At 38.3% G+C, this 23,129-nt stretch carries 26 protein-coding genes; 12 read left to right on the forward strand and 14 right to left on the reverse strand.

The features are described from left to right. Window positions 1–28: 28 nt before the first annotated feature. Complete coding sequence (locus tag H7U19_RS15425; RefSeq protein WP_186563777.1) at window positions 29–694, forward strand: hypothetical protein; 666 nt, start codon at window positions 29–31, stop codon at window positions 692–694. Then, window positions 684–1,445 carry an ankyrin repeat domain-containing protein gene (locus H7U19_RS15430; protein ID WP_222597454.1) on the forward strand — a complete coding sequence of 254 codons (762 nt, stop codon included), beginning with the start codon at window positions 684–686 and terminating at the stop codon, window positions 1,443–1,445. The genes H7U19_RS15425 and H7U19_RS15430 overlap by 11 nt, the downstream gene beginning before the upstream one ends. Window positions 1,446–1,625: 180 nt before the next feature. Here the strand turns inward: H7U19_RS15430 and H7U19_RS15435 are convergent, their stop codons facing one another. Continuing rightward, complete coding sequence (locus tag H7U19_RS15435; protein ID WP_186563778.1) at window positions 1,626–2,663, reverse strand: hypothetical protein; 1,038 nt, start codon at window positions 2,661–2,663, stop codon at window positions 1,626–1,628. A 595-nt stretch (window positions 2,664–3,258) separates the two neighbouring features. Between H7U19_RS15435 and H7U19_RS15440 the strand changes: the two genes are divergently transcribed. From H7U19_RS15440 to H7U19_RS15455, 4 genes are all read left to right on the forward strand, one after another. Continuing rightward, on the forward strand, window positions 3,259–3,690 hold the full coding sequence (locus H7U19_RS15440; RefSeq protein ID WP_186563779.1) for a tellurite resistance TerB family protein: 432 nt from the start codon (window positions 3,259–3,261) through the stop codon (window positions 3,688–3,690). A gap of 642 nt (window positions 3,691–4,332) precedes the next feature. Continuing rightward, on the forward strand, window positions 4,333–4,914 hold the full coding sequence (locus H7U19_RS15445; RefSeq protein ID WP_186563780.1) for a tetratricopeptide repeat protein: 582 nt from the start codon (window positions 4,333–4,335) through the stop codon (window positions 4,912–4,914). Between the two features lie 33 nt (window positions 4,915–4,947). Further along, window positions 4,948–5,934 carry an ecdysteroid 22-kinase family protein gene (locus H7U19_RS15450; protein ID WP_246454829.1) on the forward strand — a complete coding sequence of 329 codons (987 nt, stop codon included), beginning with the start codon at window positions 4,948–4,950 and terminating at the stop codon, window positions 5,932–5,934. After that, window positions 5,931–6,764, forward strand: a complete 834-nt coding sequence (locus H7U19_RS15455; RefSeq protein ID WP_246454830.1) for a 3'(2'),5'-bisphosphate nucleotidase CysQ family protein — start codon at window positions 5,931–5,933, stop codon at window positions 6,762–6,764. Before H7U19_RS15450 ends, H7U19_RS15455 begins: the two co-directional genes overlap by 4 nt. 138 nt (window positions 6,765–6,902) lie before the next feature. Here the strand turns inward: H7U19_RS15455 and lysM are convergent, their stop codons facing one another. Both lysM and H7U19_RS15465 read right to left on the reverse strand, forming a co-directional pair. Next, window positions 6,903–7,388: a peptidoglycan-binding protein LysM gene (lysM, locus tag H7U19_RS15460; protein WP_186563782.1), complete on the reverse strand. Its 486-nt coding sequence runs from the start codon at window positions 7,386–7,388 to the stop codon at window positions 6,903–6,905. 275 nt (window positions 7,389–7,663) lie between these two features. After that, entirely contained in the window at window positions 7,664–8,617 is a 954-nt protein-coding gene (locus tag H7U19_RS15465; RefSeq protein ID WP_186563783.1) for a nicotinic acid mononucleotide adenyltransferase, read from the reverse strand. Between the two features lie 128 nt (window positions 8,618–8,745). Between H7U19_RS15465 and H7U19_RS15470 the strand changes: the two genes are divergently transcribed. Then, a complete protein-coding gene (locus H7U19_RS15470; protein WP_186563784.1) occupies window positions 8,746–9,747 on the forward strand; it encodes an NAD(P)H-dependent glycerol-3-phosphate dehydrogenase in 1,002 nt (333 codons plus the stop codon). Window positions 9,748–9,931: 184 nt separating this feature from the next. Next, window positions 9,932–10,294: an endonuclease domain-containing protein gene (locus H7U19_RS15475; protein ID WP_186563785.1), complete on the forward strand. Its 363-nt coding sequence runs from the start codon at window positions 9,932–9,934 to the stop codon at window positions 10,292–10,294. A gap of 239 nt (window positions 10,295–10,533) precedes the next feature. Here H7U19_RS15475 and H7U19_RS15480 read toward each other — a convergent pair whose 3' ends face one another. Beyond that, window positions 10,534–10,929: a hypothetical protein gene (locus H7U19_RS15480; RefSeq protein WP_186563894.1), complete on the reverse strand. Its 396-nt coding sequence runs from the start codon at window positions 10,927–10,929 to the stop codon at window positions 10,534–10,536. Window positions 10,930–11,008: 79 nt separating this feature from the next. Here H7U19_RS15480 and H7U19_RS15485 point away from each other — a divergent pair, with 79 nt between their 5' ends. From H7U19_RS15485 to H7U19_RS15495, 3 genes are read left to right on the forward strand one after another with little or no spacing between them, the layout of a single operon-like run. Beyond that, window positions 11,009–11,725, forward strand: a complete 717-nt coding sequence (locus tag H7U19_RS15485; RefSeq protein WP_186563786.1) for a hypothetical protein — start codon at window positions 11,009–11,011, stop codon at window positions 11,723–11,725. Beyond that, window positions 11,718–12,161, forward strand: a complete 444-nt coding sequence (locus tag H7U19_RS15490) for a pyridoxamine 5'-phosphate oxidase family protein (RefSeq protein ID WP_186563787.1) — start codon at window positions 11,718–11,720, stop codon at window positions 12,159–12,161. The genes H7U19_RS15485 and H7U19_RS15490 overlap by 8 nt, the downstream gene beginning before the upstream one ends. Window positions 12,162–12,173: 12 nt before the next feature. Next, complete coding sequence (locus H7U19_RS15495; RefSeq protein ID WP_186563788.1) at window positions 12,174–12,722, forward strand: hypothetical protein; 549 nt, start codon at window positions 12,174–12,176, stop codon at window positions 12,720–12,722. A gap of 18 nt (window positions 12,723–12,740) precedes the next feature. Here the strand turns inward: H7U19_RS15495 and pheS are convergent, their stop codons facing one another. From pheS to H7U19_RS15510, 3 genes are all read right to left on the reverse strand, one after another. Then, window positions 12,741–13,760, reverse strand: coding sequence for a phenylalanine--tRNA ligase subunit alpha (gene pheS / locus H7U19_RS15500; RefSeq protein ID WP_186563789.1), 1,020 nt, complete (start codon window positions 13,758–13,760; stop codon window positions 12,741–12,743). Window positions 13,761–13,848: 88 nt separating this feature from the next. Next, on the reverse strand, window positions 13,849–14,286 hold the full coding sequence (locus H7U19_RS15505; protein ID WP_186563790.1) for a lipocalin-like domain-containing protein: 438 nt from the start codon (window positions 14,284–14,286) through the stop codon (window positions 13,849–13,851). A gap of 93 nt (window positions 14,287–14,379) precedes the next feature. Beyond that, window positions 14,380–14,736: a hypothetical protein gene (locus H7U19_RS15510; RefSeq protein WP_186563791.1), complete on the reverse strand. Its 357-nt coding sequence runs from the start codon at window positions 14,734–14,736 to the stop codon at window positions 14,380–14,382. A gap of 101 nt (window positions 14,737–14,837) precedes the next feature. Between H7U19_RS15510 and H7U19_RS15515 the strand changes: the two genes are divergently transcribed. Continuing rightward, window positions 14,838–15,356 carry a CvpA family protein gene (locus H7U19_RS15515; protein ID WP_186563792.1) on the forward strand — a complete coding sequence of 173 codons (519 nt, stop codon included), beginning with the start codon at window positions 14,838–14,840 and terminating at the stop codon, window positions 15,354–15,356. Between the two features lie 31 nt (window positions 15,357–15,387). Here the strand turns inward: H7U19_RS15515 and H7U19_RS15520 are convergent, their stop codons facing one another. The 7 genes from H7U19_RS15520 to H7U19_RS15550 form a co-directional block, all read right to left on the reverse strand. Then, window positions 15,388–16,017 carry a carbonic anhydrase family protein gene (locus tag H7U19_RS15520; protein ID WP_186563793.1) on the reverse strand — a complete coding sequence of 210 codons (630 nt, stop codon included), beginning with the start codon at window positions 16,015–16,017 and terminating at the stop codon, window positions 15,388–15,390. Between the two features lie 161 nt (window positions 16,018–16,178). Next, window positions 16,179–17,759 (reverse strand): SulP family inorganic anion transporter, encoded by a 1,581-nt coding sequence (locus H7U19_RS15525; protein WP_186563794.1) that lies wholly within the window; start codon window positions 17,757–17,759, stop codon window positions 16,179–16,181. A gap of 96 nt (window positions 17,760–17,855) precedes the next feature. Further along, window positions 17,856–18,161: a hypothetical protein gene (locus tag H7U19_RS15530; protein ID WP_186563795.1), complete on the reverse strand. Its 306-nt coding sequence runs from the start codon at window positions 18,159–18,161 to the stop codon at window positions 17,856–17,858. Between the two features lie 51 nt (window positions 18,162–18,212). After that, complete coding sequence (locus H7U19_RS15535; protein ID WP_186563796.1) at window positions 18,213–18,974, reverse strand: tetratricopeptide repeat protein; 762 nt, start codon at window positions 18,972–18,974, stop codon at window positions 18,213–18,215. A 2-nt stretch (window positions 18,975–18,976) separates the two neighbouring features. Next, complete coding sequence (locus tag H7U19_RS15540; RefSeq protein WP_186563797.1) at window positions 18,977–20,749, reverse strand: BatD family protein; 1,773 nt, start codon at window positions 20,747–20,749, stop codon at window positions 18,977–18,979. 62 nt (window positions 20,750–20,811) lie between these two features. Next, the gene (locus H7U19_RS15545; protein ID WP_186563798.1) at window positions 20,812–21,762 is read right to left on the reverse strand and encodes a tetratricopeptide repeat protein; all 951 of its coding nucleotides are present in this window, start codon (window positions 21,760–21,762) and stop codon (window positions 20,812–20,814) included. Between the two features lie 272 nt (window positions 21,763–22,034). Next, complete coding sequence (locus H7U19_RS15550) at window positions 22,035–23,078, reverse strand: vWA domain-containing protein (RefSeq protein WP_186563799.1); 1,044 nt, start codon at window positions 23,076–23,078, stop codon at window positions 22,035–22,037. Between the last annotated feature and the right edge of the window lie 51 nt (window positions 23,079–23,129).

The raw sequence follows: 23,129 nt of genomic DNA on the forward strand, positions 1-23,129 counted from the left end.
TAGCGACAAATATCCGACCTTAATTAGGATGAAAAAAATACGAATTTTATCATTATTGATTATTGTAATTAGCTCTAAATTGCAAGCTCAGGACACATTGGTAAATATTCAAAATTCAGCTGATAGCTATCTTTTCTATCTTCATGGTGGAGTGGTTCAAGCACAAGGAATTCCTGCTGTAAGTGAATATTTTGGATCATACGAATACCTGGCGATTCTTGATAGCCTGAGTAATTACCGAACAAATATCATAAGTGAAGTAAGGCCCAAGGATTCCACGATTGAAGGATATGGCCAAAAAATATTTGTTCAAGTAGACTCTCTTCTCAATATGGGAATCTTACCCGAAAAGATAACAGTGGTTGGTGCTTCGCTGGGAGCATACATGACAGTAGAGGCTTCTTTGCAAGTGAACAATCCATCTGTAAATTATGTGTTAATTGGACTTTGTAGTGACTCTGCTGTTGATCGCTTCAGGAAATACAACAGACAGTTCAAAGGAAGATTCCTTTCCATCTACGAGAGTTCTGATGCAAAAGGATCATGCTCTGTACTATTTGAAGAATTATCCCCAGCTTCGAGCTTTGATGAAATAAGACTTAATATGGGTATAGATCATTCATTTCTATTCAAACCCTACGATGACTGGGTTAAGCCTATGATGAAATGGATCAAAAAAGCTTATGATGAATAAAGAAATGGATTTGTTAAAGGAAATGGGGCACTACATTGAGCTCCATTCAGTAGATGGAATCAAGAACTGTTTTAAAAAGGGCTTAAACCCTAATGCCAAATATGAGGGCAAAACTCTTTTTGAACTTCTCACCAGCATGTATACCCGAACTTCCAGGTTTAGGGATTGTGTCCGTCTTTTTGTGGATTATGGGCTCGAATTTGAAAATCAATCCCTATTGTGCGTTCTTCTGGATGATTCAAGCGGATTAAGTCGACAAATTCAAAAGAACCCTGAATTGGTCAAACAGAGAATTACAATGAAGTGTGCATATACCTCATTAGAAAGAGCCTCCTTGCTTCATGTCTGCGCTGAATTTAATCACATTCACTGTGCTCAAGTGTTACTAGATTCGGGAATGGATGTCGATATCAAATCAGGAGTAGATGAAAACGGTTTTGGAGGCCAAACCCCCATATTTCATACAGTTAATCAAAATATGAATAACTCCAAAGAAATGATGCACCTATTGCTTGAGAATGGCACTGATCTAAAATACAATGTGCAAGGTTTAATTTGGGGTAAGGGTTTTCCGTGGGAAACGTTTATCCCGTGCATCAATCCTATTAGCTACGCGATGTTTGGACTTTTGCCTCAAATGCATAGAAACGAACACATAATAAATGGTGTCGTGAAGGAACTGATGAGAAGAGCATTCGGCATGGATTACGAAATTCCAAATATTCCAAATGATTATTTAAGCCAGAACTAAAAATTGATTATCAGTCGCTAACAGACGTTAAACAAACTCCAAAAAAATAGTAGTCCCTGAATTTTGGAATTACTTTGGCAAACACACCCGCGTTAGGGATTGAACGGCATGTTGGAGCTCCCGACCTAAGGAGGAGCGACTAGTGAAAGCCCGACCCCTTGCGGGGAACGCCAAAAAAACCTAAAGTTTTGATTTAACCGTGTACGTTCTTTTTAAACAATTATAACCATAGGCAGCTTTGTAATATAAGGTTTCGTTTATAACCGTTTCGCCTAGGGCGTGTCCTTTTTTTATAACCTTTTCTGTGGTTTGAACATACTTGCCTACGGCGCCATCTATCCATACTTTGTCTGTAATAATTTTACATCCGTTTTTTACAATAATAACGTCTTTGTAGGTTTTAGCAAGCCTTTTTCTATCAATATACATACGGGTTATTTTTGGCTCTTCTAAGAAAATATTTACTCCTGCTAATCCCTTTTTTACTAAGTTGGTTGTTTTTTTAACCCCAGGTCTTTTTAATACTATAGGCTTTTCTTTTGAAATACTTATTTCATAAAAATCTGAATACGAATAACACAAAGCATTATTTAGATTTTGGGAGTTTTCGGCAACTTTTGCCCTGTAAAAAACTTTAGAGCTTGTAGCAGGCACTTTATAAGTCTCCTTCCTGGCACCCGGAATATCTTCCCAATTTTTGCCATCTTTACTTGTTTGCCATTGGTAAAAGTGATCGGAAAAAACAGTGTAATCTGGCTTTAACGTTAAAGTGGTTGAAAATGGCAAATAACTTTTGTTAACAGAAATACGCTTTTTGTTGTTTTTATCTTCAATTACTACGTTATCTCCGCATGGTTTAAACTCAATATCATCTAGTGCTAAATCGTTACCGCAACCACCTTTTCCGTTATTTCGAATTTTTAAAATGACTGATGTTTCATTAGGCCTAGTTTGAAATACTAGTGCATATTGCCTCCATGTTGGCTTGTTGCCTCCGTATATTGCTCCTGTGCTTCCACTGGCAAGTAGCGTTTTATTTGATTTATTCCATATTTCAAAAGTAACATCAATGGGAATACCGCGACCACATGCTTTTGTATACTCTCTAGTTAGATTAACTATCCATGATGAAAATTCATAGGATGTATTTTCACAAAGCCCAGAAACTGGTACTCTAAAAAATTCTCCTGGTTCATAACCAGCATTGACAATAAGCATTCTTCCGTTTTTATCTCCAGATGTATGATCCCGAAGTTTATACCAATTAAAATGTCTATGCGTGTTTGAAACCACATAACTACCATCTTTTGGCCTGTTTGCTGTAAACCTGTACGTGGTTGTTCCGAATGGAAGCTTCACATTACCAACCCCACTGCCAAAATCTTCTGTAAAAATAGGATCGCCCGAATTTCCATTACAAAAGCCTAATTGCGCCTCTACAGTTAAGAGGCATAAAAAAAATAGCAGAATTGTTGTTGTTGTAGTTTTTGATAAAACTAATTGCATGATTTTATGTTGATTGATGTAAGTTTATTTGTATGTAATTTTTATGGTTGCTTTGTTACAGTTTTAATCTGTTAATTCCAAAAAAACTTCGAAATTTAGTTTTAAGTCCAAGTTGATGGATAAGTGTACTAGGGATTGAGGTCCCGATAGCCATCGGGATTGAGGCTCCTAGACAGGAGGGAGCCACTCCCGAAAGCCAGACCCTTCCGATAACTATCGGTAGTAGGTAACGCCCAAAAAATGAAGATTTCAATTTCTAATCTTAAAAAAAAGATGTAGGTTTGCATCACTAAAAAAGAAGCATATTATGTCGTTTTCAGATTTGTTCGATAGTGGATTTAAAAAGCGTAACGAAAGCCATTTTGCGGCGATTGTTCGCGTGGCTATGGCCGATGGTGTAATCACTGATGATGAAAAGGCCTTTTTGGATCGATTGGCTCAGAGATTGGAAATTGGGGAGGGTGATTATAAATCCATACTAAAGAATTATAATTCGCACCCGATAAATCCGCCGGTGTCCTACGACCTGCGTTTGGAACGTCTTTACGATTTAGTGCGCATGATTCATGTGGATACCATTACTGGAGATCCGGAGATGTTATTGTTGAAAAAAATTGCAGTTGGACTCGGGTTTCATGCGGTAAACGTAAAATATATCATCGATAAGGCACTGACTTTGGTAAGTCATGGTGCTGATTTGGATGATTTTGTGGACCAAATAAAGAATATGAATAGATAAAAATTTAGATATTCAATATAATTTAAAAGCGTCCAATGTTGGACGCTTTTTTTTTATGGCCTCACCCGAAACTGGCCATAAGCAGTTTCGACCTCCCCGAGGGAGAGGTATCGAGGAAAACGTAAAAAATATTTTGAAAATTTGATAACGAAATTTAAAAACTAAAATACTAGGCCTTGAAACGTAAGCAACTGGGAGACAAACTTTTGCTATTTAGCGTAAGTATCCGTTGAAAAACGGACGGCCATTTTTATGTTTAAATTTTAACTTAAATAACTGATTTTCAATAAATTAAATTGAAATTTTATTTGGAAGTTTAAAATATTTCACTTTATATTTGCACCGCAGTTTTGAATGAACGACTGTAAGAAAAAATAATTAAAAATTATAAGCCATGTTGAAGCATTATATAGCATTTCAGGATTGGAGTTGTAACCCAGAGTTATGGCTCAGGCTTCGGTTTTTTCTGCCTACCTGCTTTAAGTAGGTAAATTACTTTCCAGAAAAAAATCCGAAGCAATACAAACTGTTTCGGATTTTTTTATTCCCACTTTTTGGTGATTATAAATCTGAATCTGTTTTAGGGTTCACAAATTATTTGTGCACCAGTTAATTAATTATGTATCAAAAAGAAAGGAGGTTATGGAAGCTAATTTGCACAATATATACTTGTTGAGGGCCATTGAGGCCTACCCTTACGAATTGGAAAAGGCCGTGGAAGCATTGAACTATGCTTTGGCGTACGATCCAAATAGCGTAATGGCGCTTTGCCTCATGGCGAGAGTATATGACGAACAACTTGGAGACAAAGCCACAGCAAAAACATACTATGAAAGGGCTATGGCCAGTAATATGGATATTCCGGCAATCTACCCTGATTTTATTCGCCTATTGATAAACAATGGCGATTTTGAGGAAGCTCAGAAATTGATAGACTTTGCGATGACAATAAAAGGTATCGATAAAGCCGGAATACTTTTGAACCAAGCTTACTTGTTTGAAGCTCAAAAGGATTTTAAACGAGCTGCTGAAGTATTGCAGGATGCTAAACTATTTGCATTGAACAACGACTTTATTTATTTCGCAGATGAAGTGATAAAACGTGTGGACAAAAAAGCAAAAATGCAAAACAACAAAAATCGAAAGGATGAGGCAGTAACCAAAAAAGAGGCTGAAAAGCCCAAAGTCAACTGGTTTCAAAATCGATTGAACAATTTGTTGTGATATCAATATCGCTTTTTATATGCGCTAGTAATAATGCTAGCGCATATTTTATTTTCTACCTTTACCACCCATATGAACAACCATTTCAAATCCATCATTTTACAAAGTACAGGAGCATCTTCCTTAGTTGAAAAAGAAGTGATTCAAGAGCTATGGAGTGGTTATGGTAAAATTATTCGTGTTGCATTACAAAACACCGATTTAGAAAGTGCTGTTGTAAAACATGTGCAACTACCTCGAAACAACAATCACCCTAGAGGCTGGCATACCAATATTGGGCATCAACGAAAGTTGAAATCCTACGAAGTAGAAGCCGATTGGTATAAGCAGTATAGCAAAAATAGTATGGCACGTTTACCAAAATGTTTTGCTATTGAAAGTAAGGATGATGAAGTGCTTATAGTCCTTGAAGATTTGGACAATGCAGGTTTTCAATTACGAAAGCACAATGTGAATTGGCAAAATATAGATACGTGTTTAGAATGGTTGGCACAATTTCATGCGAGTTATTTGGGCAAGGAACCCAACAAACTTTGGGATGTTGGCACCTATTGGCATTTGGACACAAGACCTCAAGAATTGGAGGTTTTGGAGGACATCGAATTAAAAAATGCCGCGACCTCAATCGATAAAAAGTTGAATAGTTGCACATTCAAAACAGTTGTTCACGGCGATGCCAAATTGGCCAACTTTTGTTTTTCTGAAAACGGAGAAGTAGCTGGGGTAGATTTTCAATATGTTGGTGGTGGATGTGGTATGAAAGATGTAGCCTATTTTGTTGGCAGTTGTCTCAATGAAAGTGATTGCGAACGTTTGGAACTGAAAATACTAGACACCTATTTTTCACATTTGCATATGGCTTTAAGTGAAAAAAATGAAGCACTGGAAAACGAATGGCGATTGTTATACCGTGTGGCCTGGGCAGATTTTCATCGGTTTTTAAAAGGCTGGAGTCCCGGCCATTGGAAAATTAATAGTTATAGCGAACGTATCACTTCGGAAGTCATTAAAAATCTATGATGATGGATTTACAACATTTAGCAAACATAGCCATTGAAGCGGCACTTTCAGCTGGGAAAATAATTCAAAAATATATGAAGGAGGATATTGTTGTAGAGACAAAAGAAGGTGGGTCTAACTACGCTTCCGAAGTCGTGACAAAAGTGGATCGGGAATGTGAGAGCATCATTTTGTCACATTTAAACCCTACTTGTAAAGCATTTGACATTGGTCTATTATCTGAAGAAACAAAAGACGACGGTAGCCGGTTTGAAAAGGATTTTTTTTGGAGTATTGATCCTATGGATGGCACACTGGCATTTATCAATAAACAACCCGGATTTTCGGTTGCGATTGCTTTAATTTCCAAAGATGGAACACCTGTAATCGGTGTTGTTTTTAATCCAAGTACCCAAACCTTATATCATGCTATTCAAGGTAAAGGTGCTTTCAAAAACCTAAAACCTTGGTGGGCTAAAAAGACCAACGACTATTTAACTTACACAACCGATAAAAAATTAGAAGATACGCCTCAGGCTAATAAAATTCAAGGCATTCTAAATAAACATAAAGCCAATTTGGGGCTAAAAGGCATTACCGAACTATCTGGAAAAGGTGCAGTAATGTGTGCCATTTCAGTTTTGGATAACGGTCCCGCGTGCTTTTTAAAACTTCCGAAAAAGGATAAAGGTGGCGGAAGCATTTGGGATTATGCGGCTACAGTTTGTATCTATAACGAACTGGGTTTACCAGCAACAGCTTTTAATGGCGAACCAATAGATTTAAATAAAAAAAATGGCGCTTTTATGAATGATGAAGGAGTTTACTATTCCAACTTAAATACGGAATAACAAGAAAAAAAGGGATTTGCATTACGCTGTGCTGAAAAGCAAACCCCATCAAAAGAACTTTTGACGGGGTTTCACATTCAATGTATTGAATTAGTCAATATCTTGGGAGTAACCCAACATAATTTTGTAGGACGCTGTTTAGTCTAAGGCAGGAATGCGCAATACTTGTCCCGGATAAATTTTATCAGGATCGGTAAGCATTGGCTTGTTCGCTTCAAATATTACTGGATATTTCATGGCATTGCCATAGTATTTTTTTGCTATTTTTCCCAAGGTATCACCGCTTACTACAGTGTGGAATTGGGCTTCCGGCTCAACATTTTCAACCGTCATTTGGTCATCTACCATTGCGATACCGTTTGAATTCCCGACCACTAAAACTACTTTTTCCTTAGTAGCTTGGTCGTATGCCATACCACTTACTGTAGCAGTTTCATCATCGATAAATACATTTAGGTTTTCTACCTGTAATTGCAAGTCGTTAATGGTTTCTTCTAATTTTTGGGCCGCCAATTGCTCCATTTTTAATTCTTTGGCAGCAGCTTCCGCAGCTTCTTCTGCATCCGTCTTTCCAATTCCGAATACTTTGGCACCCGCGTTTTTAATGAATGAAAATAATCCCATTTTTAGTCTGTTTTTTAGGGTTAATACTATATTTAATCTATTACAGAATGTGTTCGCCTAGAGCTACACATTTTTTAGACACAGAAATTTAGTAAGGGTCACAATTTTGATCGAAAATCCCGCCTTGGGGGCGGGATTATCCCGATAGCTATCGGGACAACTTGAACCTTTGAGTGCGCCCTAAAGGCTTCTCAAAGCTTAGTTTCATTAAAAAAGAAACCGCCCAAAGCAAGTTGCTTTAAACGGTTTCTAAACTAAATAACCAACCAAAATTTTTATGTGTTTACCCTTGTATTCTCCCTAGGGTTGTCTTTTCTTTCTTTTTTAAACTTACGTTTCTTCTCTGTTTTAGTAGCCGCAGTTTTTCCTTTTACATTGCCAATCTTTAAATACTGGATATAACCTCTTCCTTTAAATTCATAAATTGTTTCAGAGGAAGGGTGGAACAACTCTATGGTTCCGTCATCAATAACGCTCAATTCAAAGAATTCATTGTCCAACGAATCATAATCTAATGTTAAAGTTTTCAAGTAAAAATTATTTGGAACATCACCCACGCCATAATAGCCTATAAAATCCCACTGCAAGTTATTTACACTTGTACCGCTCAAATCCTGTGAACTTCTAAAGGTAGAATCATCGCCACCGGCCAAAAACTGCACATAATTTTCATTATCAAATTCATTCAAAACACCCATTTCACTGGTATATGTTTTTTCCCAAGCTTCATATTCCTGAAGGAAATAATGGATGTTGTCATAAAACACAAAATCATAGTCGAAATTGTTACGCTGATACCCCTCCAAAAAGTAGGAGGTATCGTTATTTGGATTGTACAATTCAATCGTATTGCCATCCACTTGAAACACATCAAACGTATGAAACCCATCCAAATCGTGGTTCACGTCCAGAATCATATTATAGGCATCGTATTCGGCCACATCAATCCCAAAACCGTTGCCACTACTACCAATGCCCACCAAATTATTGTTGGCGTAAATCACCCCGTTTCTAAAAGAAATCGTAAATGCCTTTTGTAGAAAGGGCGTCTCTCCGTATCCTACCGTTTGGTTAATATCCACATACCACAATTCGTGGGAGTTCAATAGTTGATGTATCGAAATACCCGGTGCGCCGTTGTCAAAATCATCTACCACCACTTCAGTATAACAGGAAGTCAACATTAGGGATGCCAAAACAGTGCTTAAAAATAATTTTACAGTCCTCATAATTCGTCTTTTTTTGATTTCAATTAGTTAATTTCAAAACGCGTGCCAAAAACCGTTTTTATAATTTCTATAGTTCAAAAGTCTTCTTTAAATTCCTTATTTTTGAACATAACTCAGTTGAGAATTCTATGAACAACCCTTTAAAGTACGCGGTTTTTGGAGCAGGCAGTTGGGCTACGGCCATCGTGAAAATGCTCTGTGAGAATTTGGATGAAGTGGGCTGGTACATGCGAAGCGTTTACACCAAAGAGCATCTGCTAAGAGAACAGCACAACCCAAATTATCTAAGCTCGGTGGAGTTTCATTTGGAGCAGTTGAAATTGAGCAACGATATTAACGAAATGGCTGAATGGGCCGATATTTTGATTTTTGTGATTCCTTCGGCATTTATGCATAGTGAACTGGAAAAATTATCGGTGGATATTTCAATTAAAACCGTTGTGTCCGCAGTCAAAGGCATTGTTCCTGAAACAGGCTTGCTGGTTGGTGAACATTTCAACGAGCATTACAAAGTCCCGTTTGATAGCATCGCTGTTATTGCGGGTCCTTGCCATGCCGAGGAGGTAGCTTTGGAGCGCCTGTCCTATCTTACCATTTCCTGTTGGGATGCCAAAAAGGCGCAGCACATTGCCGATAGCCTTTCCAGCGATTACATCAAAACGAAAATAAGTGACGATGTGATTGGCGTGGAGTACGGCGTAATGCTGAAAAATATTTACGCTATTGCTGCCGGAATCGCCCACGGTTTAGGTTATGGGGACAATTTCCAAAGTATTTTGATGAGCAATGCCATTCGTGAGATGAAACGCTATATCAAAAAGGTACATAAAATGAAACGTAACATCAATAATTCTGCATACTTGGGCGATTTATTGGTAACGGGTTATTCCACGTTTTCCAGAAACCGCATGTTTGGCAATATGATCGGAAAAGGCTACACCGTAAAGTCTGCACAAATGGAAATGAGTATGGTAGCTGAGGGTTATTATGCCACAAAAAGTGCGTATCTGATAAATGAAAAAAATGAGAAAAAGGCGGATACCCCCATCATCGATGCAGTTTATGAGATACTTTACGAAAACAAAAACCCTAAAAAAGTGTTTCAACGGTTAACTGAGAAGTTGGATTAGAGGCCTCCTCTATCCCGATAACTATCAGGGTTATTTTGGGATTTTTTTTGTTTTTTGTAGTTGCATTAATGAATTCAATCCATAAATACCTTTACAGCCAACCAATTCCTTCCCTTTTTAAGGGAAGGTGGATTTAATTCTTCTCAATAGAATTAAATTCGGAAGGGTTAAAGCACAATCTTTTATGACAAAAATCCATAACCATAAATATCTGGAAGAACGCAGAAAGGAATTACGAAAGAGTTTAACCTCGGCAGAAGCCGCGTTATGGAAATCACTTCAAAGAAAACAATTAAATGGGCGAAAATTTAGAAGACAACATAGTATTAAGCACTTCATCGTAGATTTTTATTGTCCAAGTGAAAAACTCATCATTGAATTAGATGGTGCCGTACATTTTGATTTTGCACAAGCCAATTATGACCTCGAACGAACTCTCCGTTTAGAGGAACTAGGGTTTAAAGTAATTAGGTTTGAAAACAAATCCGTTTTTGAGAATTTGCCTACTGTACTTAATGAGATATCGCTTTGTTTTAAAGATAAATAAACCACCTCGTCTTTATCCCCTCAATGGGATAAAGCCACTCCTCCTTTTAAAGGAGGAGAGTTATTTTACTTATGTATTTCAAACTATACAGGCACTTCTAACCAATATCTTCCACTTTTTTAATACCCAGCGACACCCCAAGGAAGGGTCGCACAAACAGCTAGTATTGAGAACGGTGGTAACGAGTTTAATCCCTACATATCCATAAGGCAGGACTAATGTACTAATCCGCCAACAAACTACTTCACCAAAACACCTTTTACGTCCATCAATGGGATAGGTTGTAATGCTTTATTGTTAATCGTGTTCTTTCTAAAAACATAAGTTTTATCAAACATCTGGTTTCCCTCAAAAAAAGACACTTTAAAGCTATTATTCAATGCAAATAAATCTTCCTGCATGAGTTCAACTTTGGCATAACTTTTTGAAGGTAATTTGTCAATTCGCTTCCTAAATGTTGCGGTCTTTTTAGTTTCGGAGTAGCCTTCTGAAACAATAATCACCATTTCTAGTTCTACATCTTTATCGTTTATGATGTAGGCATTCCAGTCTTCCGTTTTATAAATATCATTATATTCATTAACCATGGCCATGTATACGCCTTCTACTTTTGGCACTTCAATATCTTTCTTCACTTTAACACTATTTTGGGTTGCAAAAATAACCATTTAATCAAGTTTTATGTAACTTCACAGACCAGTAAATACTATGATTATGAAATCAATGTCTCTTTTAAAAAACACCATTTTTACCCTGTTATTTTGTTTGAGCATATCAGCACAACAATCAGATGAAAAAGCAATAACAATAGCCAACAAAGTTGTTGATGCCATGGGCGGCATGGAAAATTACAATAACACCCGATTTATAAAATGGGATTTCGGAAAACGCATCTTGTTTTGGGATAAATGGAACGGTAATGTTAGGGTGGAAAGCCCAAAGGATTCGATAGTGATTTTGATCAATATCAATACACTTGAAGGAAAGGTTTTTGAAAAAGATAAATTACTTGATGAGCGTTCAGCTAAAAAATGGCTTAAAAAAGGCAAAAACTGGTGGATCAACGATTCGTATTGGTTGGTGATGCCCTGGAAACTGCAGGATCCGGGGGTTACGTTGAAACATATTAAAACTGAAAAACTGGAAAAGGGAAATATGGCTGACGTACTGCAACTCACCTTTAGCGAAGTGGGTGTTACGCCAGACAATAAATACTATGTTTATGTTGACCAGACCGATCACCTGATTAAACAATGGGCTTTTTTCAAAAATTTTGAGGATCCGGAACCCAAGTTTATCCATCCTTGGGATAATTACCAAAAAACTGGGGATATTCTACTCTCTTTCGACCGTAGTAAGTTCGGGCCGAAAAATGTGGTAGTAAAGCAGGGTTTTAACGAAAAACTGTTTACGGATTTGGTTTATGAATGATGACATAAAAAAGTATATCCACCAAAGTGTATTGTGTTGGTTGGCCACCTCTTCCGCGGATAATATCCCAAATGTTTCACCGAAAGAAATATTCGCTTATTTTGGGGATGCTATCATTATTGCCCATATTGCCTCGCCTCAATCTGTTAGAAACATCAAACAAAACCCCAATGTGTGTGTAAGTTTTATCGATATTTTGGTGCAAAAAGGGTTTCAACTAAAGGGGAGAGCCTCAATTCTAATAAAAGGAGATAGTGGTTTTTTAGCCATGGAAACCGAGCTTTTAAAACTAACCGAAGGGAAATTTCCCTTTTCAGAAATTATCAAAATCGACATTACCAGTTCAAAACCTATTATTGCCCCGAAGTATATGTTGTATCCTGAAACTACGGAGGCAGAACAGATTGAGAGTGCTAAACGGGTTTATGGGTTTTAAAAAAATTGTCAATTGAAAAATTATATCATAATATCACTTTTATTCTTTTCATGCTTTTTCTTGAATTGTGCGAAAAAGGAAAGAAAACTACCCCCTGGTGAAAACGAAAATCTATTATCCATTAACCTTGATTCAACTAGATTTTGTGTATTTGAATATAATTCTAGCTATCACTGGATTTTCCCTGAGAACTCGATCAAGTCTGAGCTAACGAATGAAGACTTAAAAATCGCAGAACAACTTTTGAATCAAGAAATTAAAAAGTTTAACGAAGAAGGGAAAATAAGAAGCGATTACCTCAAGGAGAAATTTCCTGATCGTCAATTCTACGAGAGACAGTTTTCTATCATTCTAGAGGAGTATCGTAGGCAATATATTATTGCCACTTCTCCAACTGGAGACAAAATACTTCACATCAACTTCTTTTGCGGAACTGAAGGCTTTGAATATTGGAAAGAAGACTACGTTTCAGTGGATGATGGAGGAAATTGTTTTTTCCAAGTCCTCATTAACATCAGTAAAATAAAACTTCTGGAATTCAGTGTGAATGGAGTCGCTTAAAACCTACAAATAAATACTCTATAAGGCACTCTTAAACTGCTCCAAAAACCGCACATCGTTTTCACTCAACAGGCGAATATCACTAATTTGATGTAATAACAAAGCAATACGGTCAATCCCCATTCCAAAGGCAAAACCTGAGTATTCCTTTGAATCTATACCACAGTTTTCCAAAACGTTGGGATCCACCATACCACAGCCCATAATTTCCAGCCAACCTGTGCCTTTGGTCATTTTATAATCCGTTTCGGTTTCTAAGCCCCAATATACATCCACCTCAGCACTTGGTTCTGTAAATGGAAAGTAACTTGGGCGCAAACGTATTTTACTTTTCCCAAACATTTCGGTGGTGAAGTGTTGCAAGGTTTGTTTTAAATCGGCAAAACTGACGTCCTTATCAATATATAGGCCTTCCACTTGATGGAAAAAACAGTGCGATCGCGCCGAAATGGCTTCGTTTCGATACACGCGCCCTGGGGAAATAGTCCTGATTGGCGGTTTGTTATTCTCCATATAGCGTACCTGTACCGAACTGGTGTGCGTACGCAACAAAATATCGGGATTCGTTTGGATAAAAAAAGTGTCTTGCATATCGCGAGCTGGGTGATGCTCGGGCAAGTTTAAGGCCGTAAAATTATGCCAGTCATCCTCAATTTCTGGGCCCTCGCTAACATTAAAACCAATTCTAGAAAATATGTCAATAATTTGATTTTTGACTATCGAAATAGGGTGGCGTGCGCCAATGTCGATGGGTTGCCCCGGTCGGGACAGGTCGCCGTAAATACCTTTGACTTCTTCCTTGCTTTCCAATTCGGCTTTTAGGGTATTTACCCTTTCTTCGGCAGTGATTTTCAGTTTGTTAATAATTTGTCCGAACTCCCGTTTCTGGTCGTTTGCCACATTTTTCAACTCACCATAAAACTCCTTTAGCAGGCCTTTGGAGCCCAAATATTTTATTCTGAACGCTTCAACCTCTTCTTTGGTTTGGGCTTTAAAGGTTTCGGCTTCGGCTATTAATTCCTGGATTTTATCTATCATGATAGTCTGAAAGTGATGGCAAATTTAGTAAAATTTAGACATAAAAAAACTCCCTCAAGCTGAAGGAGTTCCGTTTTTAGAGAATTTTTTACTGCTTTTGGAAAACTTGAACAACAGTATCACCATCATCCATTACAGTTACGGAAAAAGTATTACCACTAAAGGCAAATGGTGCCGTAAATTCGTCTTCATCCGGAGTTCCTATTTCAGATGTAATCTTATAAGAACCTCCGCCAACATTTTCCCATCTACCGTTGTCAACCCCATCAGAATCACAACCTCCAGAGCCATTGTCATCAAAAGATTCCGAAGTGAAGGTACCGTTTGAACTTACAATGATGGTTTCCATCTTTTGGCAGGCATCCAATACTACTAAACTTCCGTTAATAGAACCCGATATAAGCTTCCAAGTTCCAACAAGAGGATCGCTGCCACCTGATGTATCGCCACCGCCGCCACCATCATCCTCACCACAAGAGGAAAAAGTCAACGCCAGTACACTAAAAATTAAGAATAGTTTTTTCATGATTTTTTGTTTAGAATTATTGTTGCTTAAATATAACGTTAAATTCTGAAGAAAAAAACGATTAAATATTATAAATAGCTACAAAACAGATAATTAATCAATAAATTCCGTTTCCAAAAAGTAATTGACGATAGCCTCTTTCATCAAAACAGATTGCTCGCCCGCTTTTAAAAATGGTAAAGCCTCTAAAGGCCTATAATGGGGCCACCCATCGTCATCCACAAAATCCAACTCGTAATAACCGTAAGGCGACAACAACTTGCAGATGGCAATATGCATTAAATCGATTTTTTGATCCTTTTTAAAGGCTCTGTTAAGTTGTCCCAACTCTTGAACGCCAATGAGGTAAATTATGGCGTCTAAATCCAAGATATCACCATCGGCAAATTGATTGGACAACTTATTTACCAGCAATTCCCAACGTTCTTTTAATTTTTCGTCTCTGGACATACTTTCAGTTCAAAGTTCAAAGTTAGTAAACGTTTATCGACTTTTTTGCGTTTTAAATGACAAGGTTAGAATTTGTCTATATTTACAAAAACGAAACAACCATGGCAGTTATCGATATTATCTTAGGCGCCCTGATTCTTTTCGGTGTAATACGGGGGTTTTCTAAAGGGCTTTTTGTAGAAGTGGCCTCTTTGGTGGCTTTGGTAGCCGGGGTTTACGGTGCTATTCACTTTAACTATTTTGCATCAGATTTTTTGATGGAAAAAGTGTCCTGGGACGAAAAGTATATCAATATTATCGCATTTGCGATTACCTTTATAGTAATTGTTATAGCCATTGCCATGGCTGGAAAGGCTTTGACAAAATTAGCCAACTTTGCGGCCTTGGGAATTTTAAACCGACTACTTGGTGCTATTTTTGGAGGTCTGAAAATTGGGGTTATTTTGAGTGTTGTCCTAATGGTTTTTGCTAATTTAAACAACACGATTCCATTTGCTAGTGAAGATGATCTGAAAGATTCCGTATTATACGAACCGGTGAAATCCCTCGCACCGATGCTGTTCCCAAATCTAATTAAGACCGACAAAACGAAAAATTCCGAAAAAACTCAAAGTGCATAAAAAAAGTCGCCAATGGGCGACTTTCCGTGTTTTATATCATTTCAACCTTTCCCGAAGACAGCATATAAACACCTCCAACAATTTTAATCTCGCCGTCCAGCTCCATTTGCCTTAAAATAGCACTGCGTTCCCGAATGCGCTCTATGGTAAGTTTCACATTATTTTCGACCGTTTTTGCAACAAAAGTTTTGTTAGTGGAATCATGAGTGCCATCCACCTCTTCTTCGCTTTGCTTTACCGCAGGTAGAATGTTATACAATAGCGGGGTAATATTTCCTAACTCCACCCTATCACAAGCCGCTTTTACGGCACCACAACTTTCATGTCCCAAAACCATTACCAACTTACTACCAGCCACTTTACAGGAATATTCCATGCTCCCCAAAATATCGGTGTTTTCAAAATTCCCTGCTACACGGGCTACAAAAATATCACCAATGGCTTGATCCATGACCGTTTCAACAGGCACTCTAGAATCAATACACGATAGCACAACTGCCTTAGGGTACTGCCCGCTTACGGTTTGTGATACCAAGGCTGAGTGATCAATTTCCTGCATATCATTCTCTACAAATCTTTTGTTGCCTTCCAATAAATCATTCAATACATCTGCGGGGGTTAAACTACTTTGAATGTCCTTTGTTATTGCTATATTTTTCATTGTTCTATTTTATCTTAATTAATATTCGTCTTTTACCTTGACCTTTATCCATGCTAAACAACCCTTAAATGTATCAAATACATGCTTGTTTGGCACAAAATCCAGAGTAATATCAAGATCAAGTTCCATCAGATCCCTTGGTTGCCGATTCAAAATCTAAACTATCTGGTAATTTTATCTAATTTGAAAAATTCAATATAACTTTCGGGATTATCGATAGTCCCTCGTTCCGAAACCAATTTGATATCAATATTTCGTTCTTTCGCCTTCACGGCAAAATCTTCAAGAATTTCTATGATATCATTATCCAAATAACGTGTTTTTGTGACATCCAGTTCCAAAAATGAATCTGGCGGCAATCGATCCAATTCCTTCAAAATAGCACCTTTATTAAAAAAGGTAACCTCTTCCGCCAGTGTCATTTTTATCTTACCGTCATCTACATCCTCGCCTTCCTTGTGTAGAAAATGCGAATTCTGAAAGCTCTTAATCAAAATGACAATAATCCCTACACCCAGCCCGAGCCCAATGCCGTACAATAAATCCACGAACACAATTCCCACAATAGTGACAATAAATGGAATAAACTGCTTCCAACCTAAATTATACATTTTTTTGAACAACATGGGCTTCGCCAATTTATAGCCTACAACCAATAAAACGGCTGCTAAAACGGAAAGTGGAATCATATTCAGCAAATTAGGAATCAATATGATGGAAATCAAAAGAAAGAAACCATGGATAATGGCTGACATCTTGGATACACCTCCTGATTGAATATTAGCGGAACTACGTACAATTACTTGTGTGATTGGCAGACCACCAATCATACCCGAAATAATATTACCGGTGCCCTGGGCCAAAAGTTCCCTATTAGTGGGTGTTACGTTTTTATGCGGATCCAACTTATCGGTAGCCTCAACACAAAGTAGGGTTTCCAAACTTGCAACCAAGGCAATAGTAAATGCAACGACCCAAACCTCACCAGTCCAGATGATATTAAAATTAGGAAAGCTAAATTGCGCTAAAAAAGAGGATGCGTCTTCCGGAACTGGCACACTTACCAAATGAGAACTATTGATAGCAAGCGTATTGTGTCCTTTTGTTAATGTATAGAAAATAATACCTACGATTACTGCCACAAGCGGGCCTTGAACCAACTGAAATATTTTGGCCTTCTTGGTGAGCACCCTTTCCCATAAAATGAGAATTCCTAAACTAACTATTCCAATAACGGCTGAACCAGGTGTAATATAATTTAGGGTTTTGATCAGGTCTGAAAATGTGTTTTCGCTATCGACTTGGAAAAATGCAAAATCACCTGTGGGATCAGCATCGTAACCAAAAAAATGCGGAATTTGTTTTAAAATGATGATGACACCAATACCTGTTAGCATCCCTTTTATCACGGAAGACGGAAAATAATAGCCGATAATACCCGCCTTTAAAAATCCGAATATCAACTGAATCACACCACCCAATACTACAGCAACCAAAAAGTTTTGATAACCTCCTAACGTACCAATGGCGGTTAATACAATGGCTGCCAATCCGGCCGCCGGCCCACTTACCCCAATCTTGGAGCCACTTAGGCTACCTACTATAATACCACCGACAATCCCAGCAATCAGGCCTGAAAACAAGGGCGCCCCACTGGCAAGAGCAATACCCAAACACAAGGGCAATGCCACAAAAAATACGACTATACTTGCTGGCAAGTCATTCTTAAGAGTTTTAAACATTCTAAAATGAATTGTGCTTTCAAAATCTTTTTTAAAAGCTATTAGTTAAAATAATGTTGTCGGAGATATCAAGAAATCCGTAAAGCTAAATCTAAATTAAAGTGTGAAGCTTTCCGGAGGTGGGGAAATGATGTTTATGTAAGGCCTCCAATAGCGCTTTAGAAAATACTGCGAATTGTTGTCTTTATCACCTAAATCAAAATCGTATTCCCCATTTAAAAATGGATTCAATACCAGTATTTTATCAACATCCTTTTCTTGCCCTTTTTTTTCCTCTTCCTCACTGGCTGCATAAAACGCAGACACATCCGCCGTTTCATCAATCATCATGATGACCGTGGGCGCGGTTAGGAACAAAAGGAATAGTGCCGAAAGCACAATGGCAGTAATACGATTAAGCATATAGATTTTGTGTTGGTACGCTCAAATATAAGCTTTTCGGGGCAATGTGGGTTAATTCTTCGTTAACATTCTTATATCTTCGGCGGGAATCCACCCCGTTTTCCCGTCCGTTAGCTGTATCTGTTTCCAGTTGTTTACAGTATCCAAAATTTGAACCTTCGTGCCCTCGTGCAACCTAAAGGCTTCCTCACTACGATTATTGGGTTCTGTTTTTACCTTGGTTTCCTGAGCAAAAACAATAGCGGGGTTATCTTTTTTGTCTATTTCATATTTATTAAAGGCGAATGCCAATGCAATACACATGGCCAATAAACAGATATTACTGGCGATAAAAGTAATGCGCTTTTTCAATGATGAATGCGAGAAGTAATAAATTAAGAATAAAATCACATAAAGGCATACCATGAGGACGGCCAAGATTGCCCACGTATCAAAACTGAACGTATTCGTCAAATTTTTAATGAGCTTTGAAAACCCAACCTCCGGCACATTATCAATTGCATCAATGGTCATATTTTGAGCAAAACCTAAATTGTTTTTGATGTCCTCATCCTTCGGAGCCAATTGTAAAGCTTTTTCATAATAGAAAACACTTGGCGCCACATTATTCAATTTATAGTGGGCATTTGCCAAATTAAAATACAATTCCGGTGAGTGGTGTTCCGTCTCAAGAATGGCCATGTATTTGTCAATAGCTTCGGCATATTTACCTTCGTTATAAAGCCTATTGGCGTCCTCAAATAGTTGCTGGTTCTGTGCTCCTAAGACCCAACAACTAAACAATATAAAACAAATGCAAAAAACGTGTTTCATACCTATCTCGCCTGTTTATCGATTAATGAAATTGTTTTTGCCGCCTTGTCGTAATCCTCTTGCATGGTAACGTTGGTGATAGGTGTGTATCGCGCCAGTTCGCAATTTTCAAAAATGGCAATAAAATCACCCACAACATCCGCCTCAACTCCTCGCTCATTCAGCAGGTTTTGGATTCTTTCCTTGCTCAATTCGCTGGTTTCAATACGAAGTTTGGCTTTCAAATAATTATGCAATGCCTTCTCCAATGCCTCATAAAATGCCTCCTTTTTACCCAATTGCTTTTTGGCGCCCTTAAGATACTTTCTGGCCAATTTATCAGCCTGGCGTATCCTATTTCCAACCACATCTGCATCCCTGTAAGCCTTTTTCCGTCTGATGACAATTGCCAACGGAATTGCTAAAAACGGCAATAAAAGTGCGCTCCAAAATATCTTAGACTTAAAGAAATAGGTGTTATTAACAGAAGTGAAATCCGTTTTTGTCTTGATAAATGCAAATTGATTGCTCGTATTCAAAACGGGTTGTTTGGTAGTACTAGCCCCTGAAGTATTCGATGTCGAAGTAGAAGCGGTTGGTCCCTCTAAAACATCAATAATGATTTCATCCGAAGAGATGCGCTTATAGCTTTCTGTCTTTAAATCGAAATAGGAAAATGAAATACTCGGGATAGGATACTTACCTTTATATTGGGGGACAACTGTATAACTATCGGAAATACTGCCCTGCATCCCTCTGGAGTTGGTGCTCACATTTTCACTATGCTCTGGTTCATAAACCTCCAATGAGCTAGGAAGCGAAATCTTTGGCAGTTTAAACAACTTTAAATTGCCCTTGCCCCTTACCTCAACCTTGGCCTGCAGGGATTCAGTGGCGTTCAATTCATTCTTTGTCGTGGACACCTTAAAGCTAAAATCGCCAACAGCACCTGTGAAATCGGCAGGTTTCCCTTTTTCGGGTAATGGTTTAACATCAATGGTTCTATTACCTGCGGATACTGTTTTGTTTACCCGGGTCATTAATCGGCTTCCAAAAATGTCGCGCTTGTTGGTGGGCACTTGTACAGATACATCCAAACTGAGCGGTTCAATATTTAATTTCCCTGTTCGTTGTGGATACAACACTGTTTTTCTCAAAACTAAAAATCGATAATCTTCACCATTATACGTGCCATTTTGCACGCGTTGTCCTTTGGTGTCAATACTTTGGCTCCAAAAATCATCATATCTCGGGATATCCATTTCCCGCCAATTGCTCACTCCAGTACCTGGCGCCACGTACAGCTTATAAACCACCGTGATAGCTTCGTTTAAATAAGGATTAGCTTTTGAAACCTCAGCTACTAAATGGATGCTTTCGGATGCAACATAATCGGGGTCGTTAGGGTCTTTAGGTTTGTCAACGGCTGCCGTAATTTCAACTTTTACAGGCGTGGTTTTGTAGGTTTCGCCCTCAATAACAATCGTAGCCTGCCCGATGGTAAAAGTCCCTCTTTTTTTTGGTGCTAAAAAATAAGTATATGTTTTTTTGTAGGTGTGCTTGCCATTCACCCATGAATTACTAACAGACTGGCTCGGCCCTCCAACCACGGTAAAGCCCGAAAAACTTGGGGGGCTAAAGTTGTCTCCATCCTTATTCATTTCAAAATTTATCTGAAGCCGTTCGTTGATGCCCAGTTTTTTCTTGCTGAGCTTCGCCTCAAAGTCCACCTGTGCGGCAACACCTTGGGCCAAAAGGATAAAAATTGATATGTAGAGTAACTTTATAAGTTTCATTTTTTCTTTTCTATACTACTGCTCATGGTACTTCGCGCTTCTAACCCCAAGCTTCTAACTTTCTACCAATCCTTTTCTGAATAGACACGTTGGCCTTTGGCCTCTTTCATTTTTTCTTCTTTTACTTTTTCCTGAACCTTTTTCTCTTGATTGTTCATTGCCTCTAAAAGACTTCTAATTTGTTGTGGCGATAATTGTTGTTGTCCGCGTTTTCCTTGGCTGTCATCACCTTCATTGTCAAAATTTCCGTCCTTCTTTCGCTCTTCATCCTCTTCATTGTTTTTATCATTTTCATCACCTTCAGACTTATCCTCTTTATCTTCATCAGAATTTTTCTCTTCATCATTCTTGCCGTCTTCGCCCTCTTTTTCACCTTTATCTTTGTTGGATTCGTCTTCGTTTTGATTCTCCTTGTTTTGCTCGTCCTCTTTTTTATCCTCGTTTTGTTGGTCCTCGTTTTCTTCGTTTTCTTTGTTTTGTTCTTGTTGGTTGTCCTGATTCTGATCTTGCTTTTCGTTATTCTCCTGGTCCTGATTCTTATCCTGCTTGTCGTCGTTTTTCTGCTCCTCGGCACATTTTTGAGCTAAGACCAAATTATAGCGGGTCTCATCATCCGAAGGGTTGTTTCTCAGCGCATTTTTGTAGGCTTCAACAGCCAGTTTGCACTGCTCATTCTTCATAAAGATATTGCCCATATTGTGAAATGCCTTATGTCTTTCACTTTTAGAAGTAGACAATTTTGCAGTTTGCTGGTGGCGATATAAAGCCTCATCCAGATTACCATTATTGTAATAAGAATTCCCCAAATTATAAAGTCCAGCAATGTTATCCGATTGGCTTGAAAGTGCTTTTCTATAGGCCATTTCGGCCGCAACAAAATCTTCGTCCGCCAAATCGTTGCCCTCATAAACATAGTTGTTAGCCCTCTTTTGAGCCAATTGTAACTCCTTGTCCTCTTGTGAATAAACGACACAGGATAAACACAATATGATAATTAAAATTAACCGTTTCATTTTACTAAAATTCCTTATTCCGAAATTATAAAACCCTGTTTTTAATGGCGTTAAAAAAAATATAAATTTAGGCGTTCCCTTCGTTCATACCTACAAGGTTTTCAAAACCTTGCAGGATCACTACGGTCGGGCTTTCACTACTCAATCCCTCTCCCGATAGCTATCGGGATCGGGGATTTCAAACATGCCGTTCAATCCCTAACGCACTTATCTGCCAACCTTTTCAAACCAAAAGGCACTTCTTATCAATTAGCAATACTACTTAATACTATTTAAAAATTCTCATTGAACAAATTCAGCTTCTTTAGCCAAGCAGTTTTGCGCTCCAAAAGGAAAACATCCACAAATAAAAAGAAAATGGCAAAGCCCAGAAACCATTGGAATTGGTCTTTGAAATCCGAAAATTCCTTGGCCTCAAATTCAGTTTTATCCATTTTGTTCAAAATCTCCCGGATGCTTTCAACCACCTTATCCGTGTTCTTTCCATTGATATACAACCCGTCTGCACTTGATGCGATACCTTCCAAATTTTCAGCATTCAAACGGGTAATCACCGTTTCGCCCTGAGCGTCTTTTTTATAGCTGACCACCACGCCGTTTCGTTTTATCGGAATAGGTTTACCCTTTTCCTCACCCACACCAATGGTGAAAATTTTAATGCCTTTTTGCTCACTGGCTTCCTCTGCCGAGCGAATGGCGGCATCGCCAAAATGGTCTTCACCGTCAGATACGATAATCAATACCCGATTCGTTTGCTCTTCGTTATCAAAGTATGTCTGGGCTAGTTCAATCGCGCCACCGATTGCGGTACCACTTGAAGGCAACATATCGGTATCCATATTGCCCAAAAACATTTTTGCCGAGGCGTAATCAGTTGTAATGGGCAACTGTGGATAGGCCCTTCCGGCATAGGCAATAATACCAACACGGTCGCTGGCCAAATTATTGATAATTTGAGTAACAAGCTGTTTGGCCTTTTCTAAACGGTTTGGGGCAATGTCCTCGGCCAACATACTTTTCGATACGTCTACGGCAAAAACGATATCTACGCCTTCACGTTTTACAGTTTCGAGTTTTGTTCCAATTTTTGGATTCACAAGAGCAATGCTCAGGCACAAAAAAGCTAAACATAACACTGCGATCTTCAAAAATGACTTGAAAAACGAACGGTCTGGGCTTAATCTTTTAAGCAAGCCAGAGTCGGCAAACTTCTTCTGAGCTTTTCTTTTCCAAAGCTGAAGCAATAAAAAGAACAGCACAATTACCGGGATAATTCCCAGTGTCCAAAACCATATTTGCTCTTCTAATTGATACATGTCTCAGTTTTCAGTCGCGGTGCGCAGTGGCAGCACTTCATTTTTATTAAT

Origin of the sequence: Hyunsoonleella aquatilis, from assembly GCF_014270105.1 — a bacterium.
In the GTDB taxonomy this organism is placed as follows: Bacteria; Bacteroidota; Bacteroidia; order Flavobacteriales; family Flavobacteriaceae; genus Jejuia; species Jejuia aquatilis.

Excerpts from the sequence above, each read along its gene's own strand:
- H7U19_RS15455 (WP_246454830.1), top strand. The coding sequence starts at position 5,931 with ATGATGATGGATTTACAACATTTAGCAAACATAGCCATTGAAGCGGCA.
- H7U19_RS15535 (WP_186563796.1), bottom strand. The coding sequence starts at position 18,974 with ATGAAACACGTTTTTTGCATTTGTTTTATATTGTTTAGTTGTTGGGTC.
- H7U19_RS15425 (WP_186563777.1), top strand. The coding sequence starts at position 29 with ATGAAAAAAATACGAATTTTATCATTATTGATTATTGTAATTAGCTCT.
- H7U19_RS15440 (WP_186563779.1), top strand. The coding sequence starts at position 3,259 with ATGTCGTTTTCAGATTTGTTCGATAGTGGATTTAAAAAGCGTAACGAA.
- lysM (WP_186563782.1), bottom strand. The coding sequence starts at position 7,388 with ATGGGATTATTTTCATTCATTAAAAACGCGGGTGCCAAAGTATTCGGA.
- H7U19_RS15485 (WP_186563786.1), top strand. The coding sequence starts at position 11,009 with ATGAAATCAATGTCTCTTTTAAAAAACACCATTTTTACCCTGTTATTT.
- pheS (WP_186563789.1), bottom strand. The coding sequence starts at position 13,760 with ATGATAGATAAAATCCAGGAATTAATAGCCGAAGCCGAAACCTTTAAA.
- H7U19_RS15505 (WP_186563790.1), bottom strand. The coding sequence starts at position 14,286 with ATGAAAAAACTATTCTTAATTTTTAGTGTACTGGCGTTGACTTTTTCC.
- H7U19_RS15540 (WP_186563797.1), bottom strand. The coding sequence starts at position 20,749 with ATGAAACTTATAAAGTTACTCTACATATCAATTTTTATCCTTTTGGCC.
- H7U19_RS15445 (WP_186563780.1), top strand. The coding sequence starts at position 4,333 with ATGGAAGCTAATTTGCACAATATATACTTGTTGAGGGCCATTGAGGCC.
- H7U19_RS15490 (WP_186563787.1), top strand. The coding sequence starts at position 11,718 with ATGAATGATGACATAAAAAAGTATATCCACCAAAGTGTATTGTGTTGG.
- H7U19_RS15435 (WP_186563778.1), bottom strand. The coding sequence starts at position 2,663 with ATGCTTATTGTCAATGCTGGTTATGAACCAGGAGAATTTTTTAGAGTA.
- H7U19_RS15525 (WP_186563794.1), bottom strand. The coding sequence starts at position 17,759 with ATGTTTAAAACTCTTAAGAATGACTTGCCAGCAAGTATAGTCGTATTT.
- H7U19_RS15465 (WP_186563783.1), bottom strand. The coding sequence starts at position 8,617 with ATGAGGACTGTAAAATTATTTTTAAGCACTGTTTTGGCATCCCTAATG.
- H7U19_RS15530 (WP_186563795.1), bottom strand. The coding sequence starts at position 18,161 with ATGCTTAATCGTATTACTGCCATTGTGCTTTCGGCACTATTCCTTTTG.
- H7U19_RS15520 (WP_186563793.1), bottom strand. The coding sequence starts at position 16,017 with ATGAAAAATATAGCAATAACAAAGGACATTCAAAGTAGTTTAACCCCC.
- H7U19_RS15510 (WP_186563791.1), bottom strand. The coding sequence starts at position 14,736 with ATGTCCAGAGACGAAAAATTAAAAGAACGTTGGGAATTGCTGGTAAAT.
- H7U19_RS15450 (WP_246454829.1), top strand. The coding sequence starts at position 4,948 with ATGCTAGCGCATATTTTATTTTCTACCTTTACCACCCATATGAACAAC.
- H7U19_RS15550 (WP_186563799.1), bottom strand. The coding sequence starts at position 23,078 with ATGTATCAATTAGAAGAGCAAATATGGTTTTGGACACTGGGAATTATC.
- H7U19_RS15475 (WP_186563785.1), top strand. The coding sequence starts at position 9,932 with ATGACAAAAATCCATAACCATAAATATCTGGAAGAACGCAGAAAGGAA.
- H7U19_RS15515 (WP_186563792.1), top strand. The coding sequence starts at position 14,838 with ATGGCAGTTATCGATATTATCTTAGGCGCCCTGATTCTTTTCGGTGTA.
- H7U19_RS15545 (WP_186563798.1), bottom strand. The coding sequence starts at position 21,762 with ATGAAACGGTTAATTTTAATTATCATATTGTGTTTATCCTGTGTCGTT.
- H7U19_RS15470 (WP_186563784.1), top strand. The coding sequence starts at position 8,746 with ATGAACAACCCTTTAAAGTACGCGGTTTTTGGAGCAGGCAGTTGGGCT.
- H7U19_RS15430 (WP_222597454.1), top strand. The coding sequence starts at position 684 with ATGATGAATAAAGAAATGGATTTGTTAAAGGAAATGGGGCACTACATT.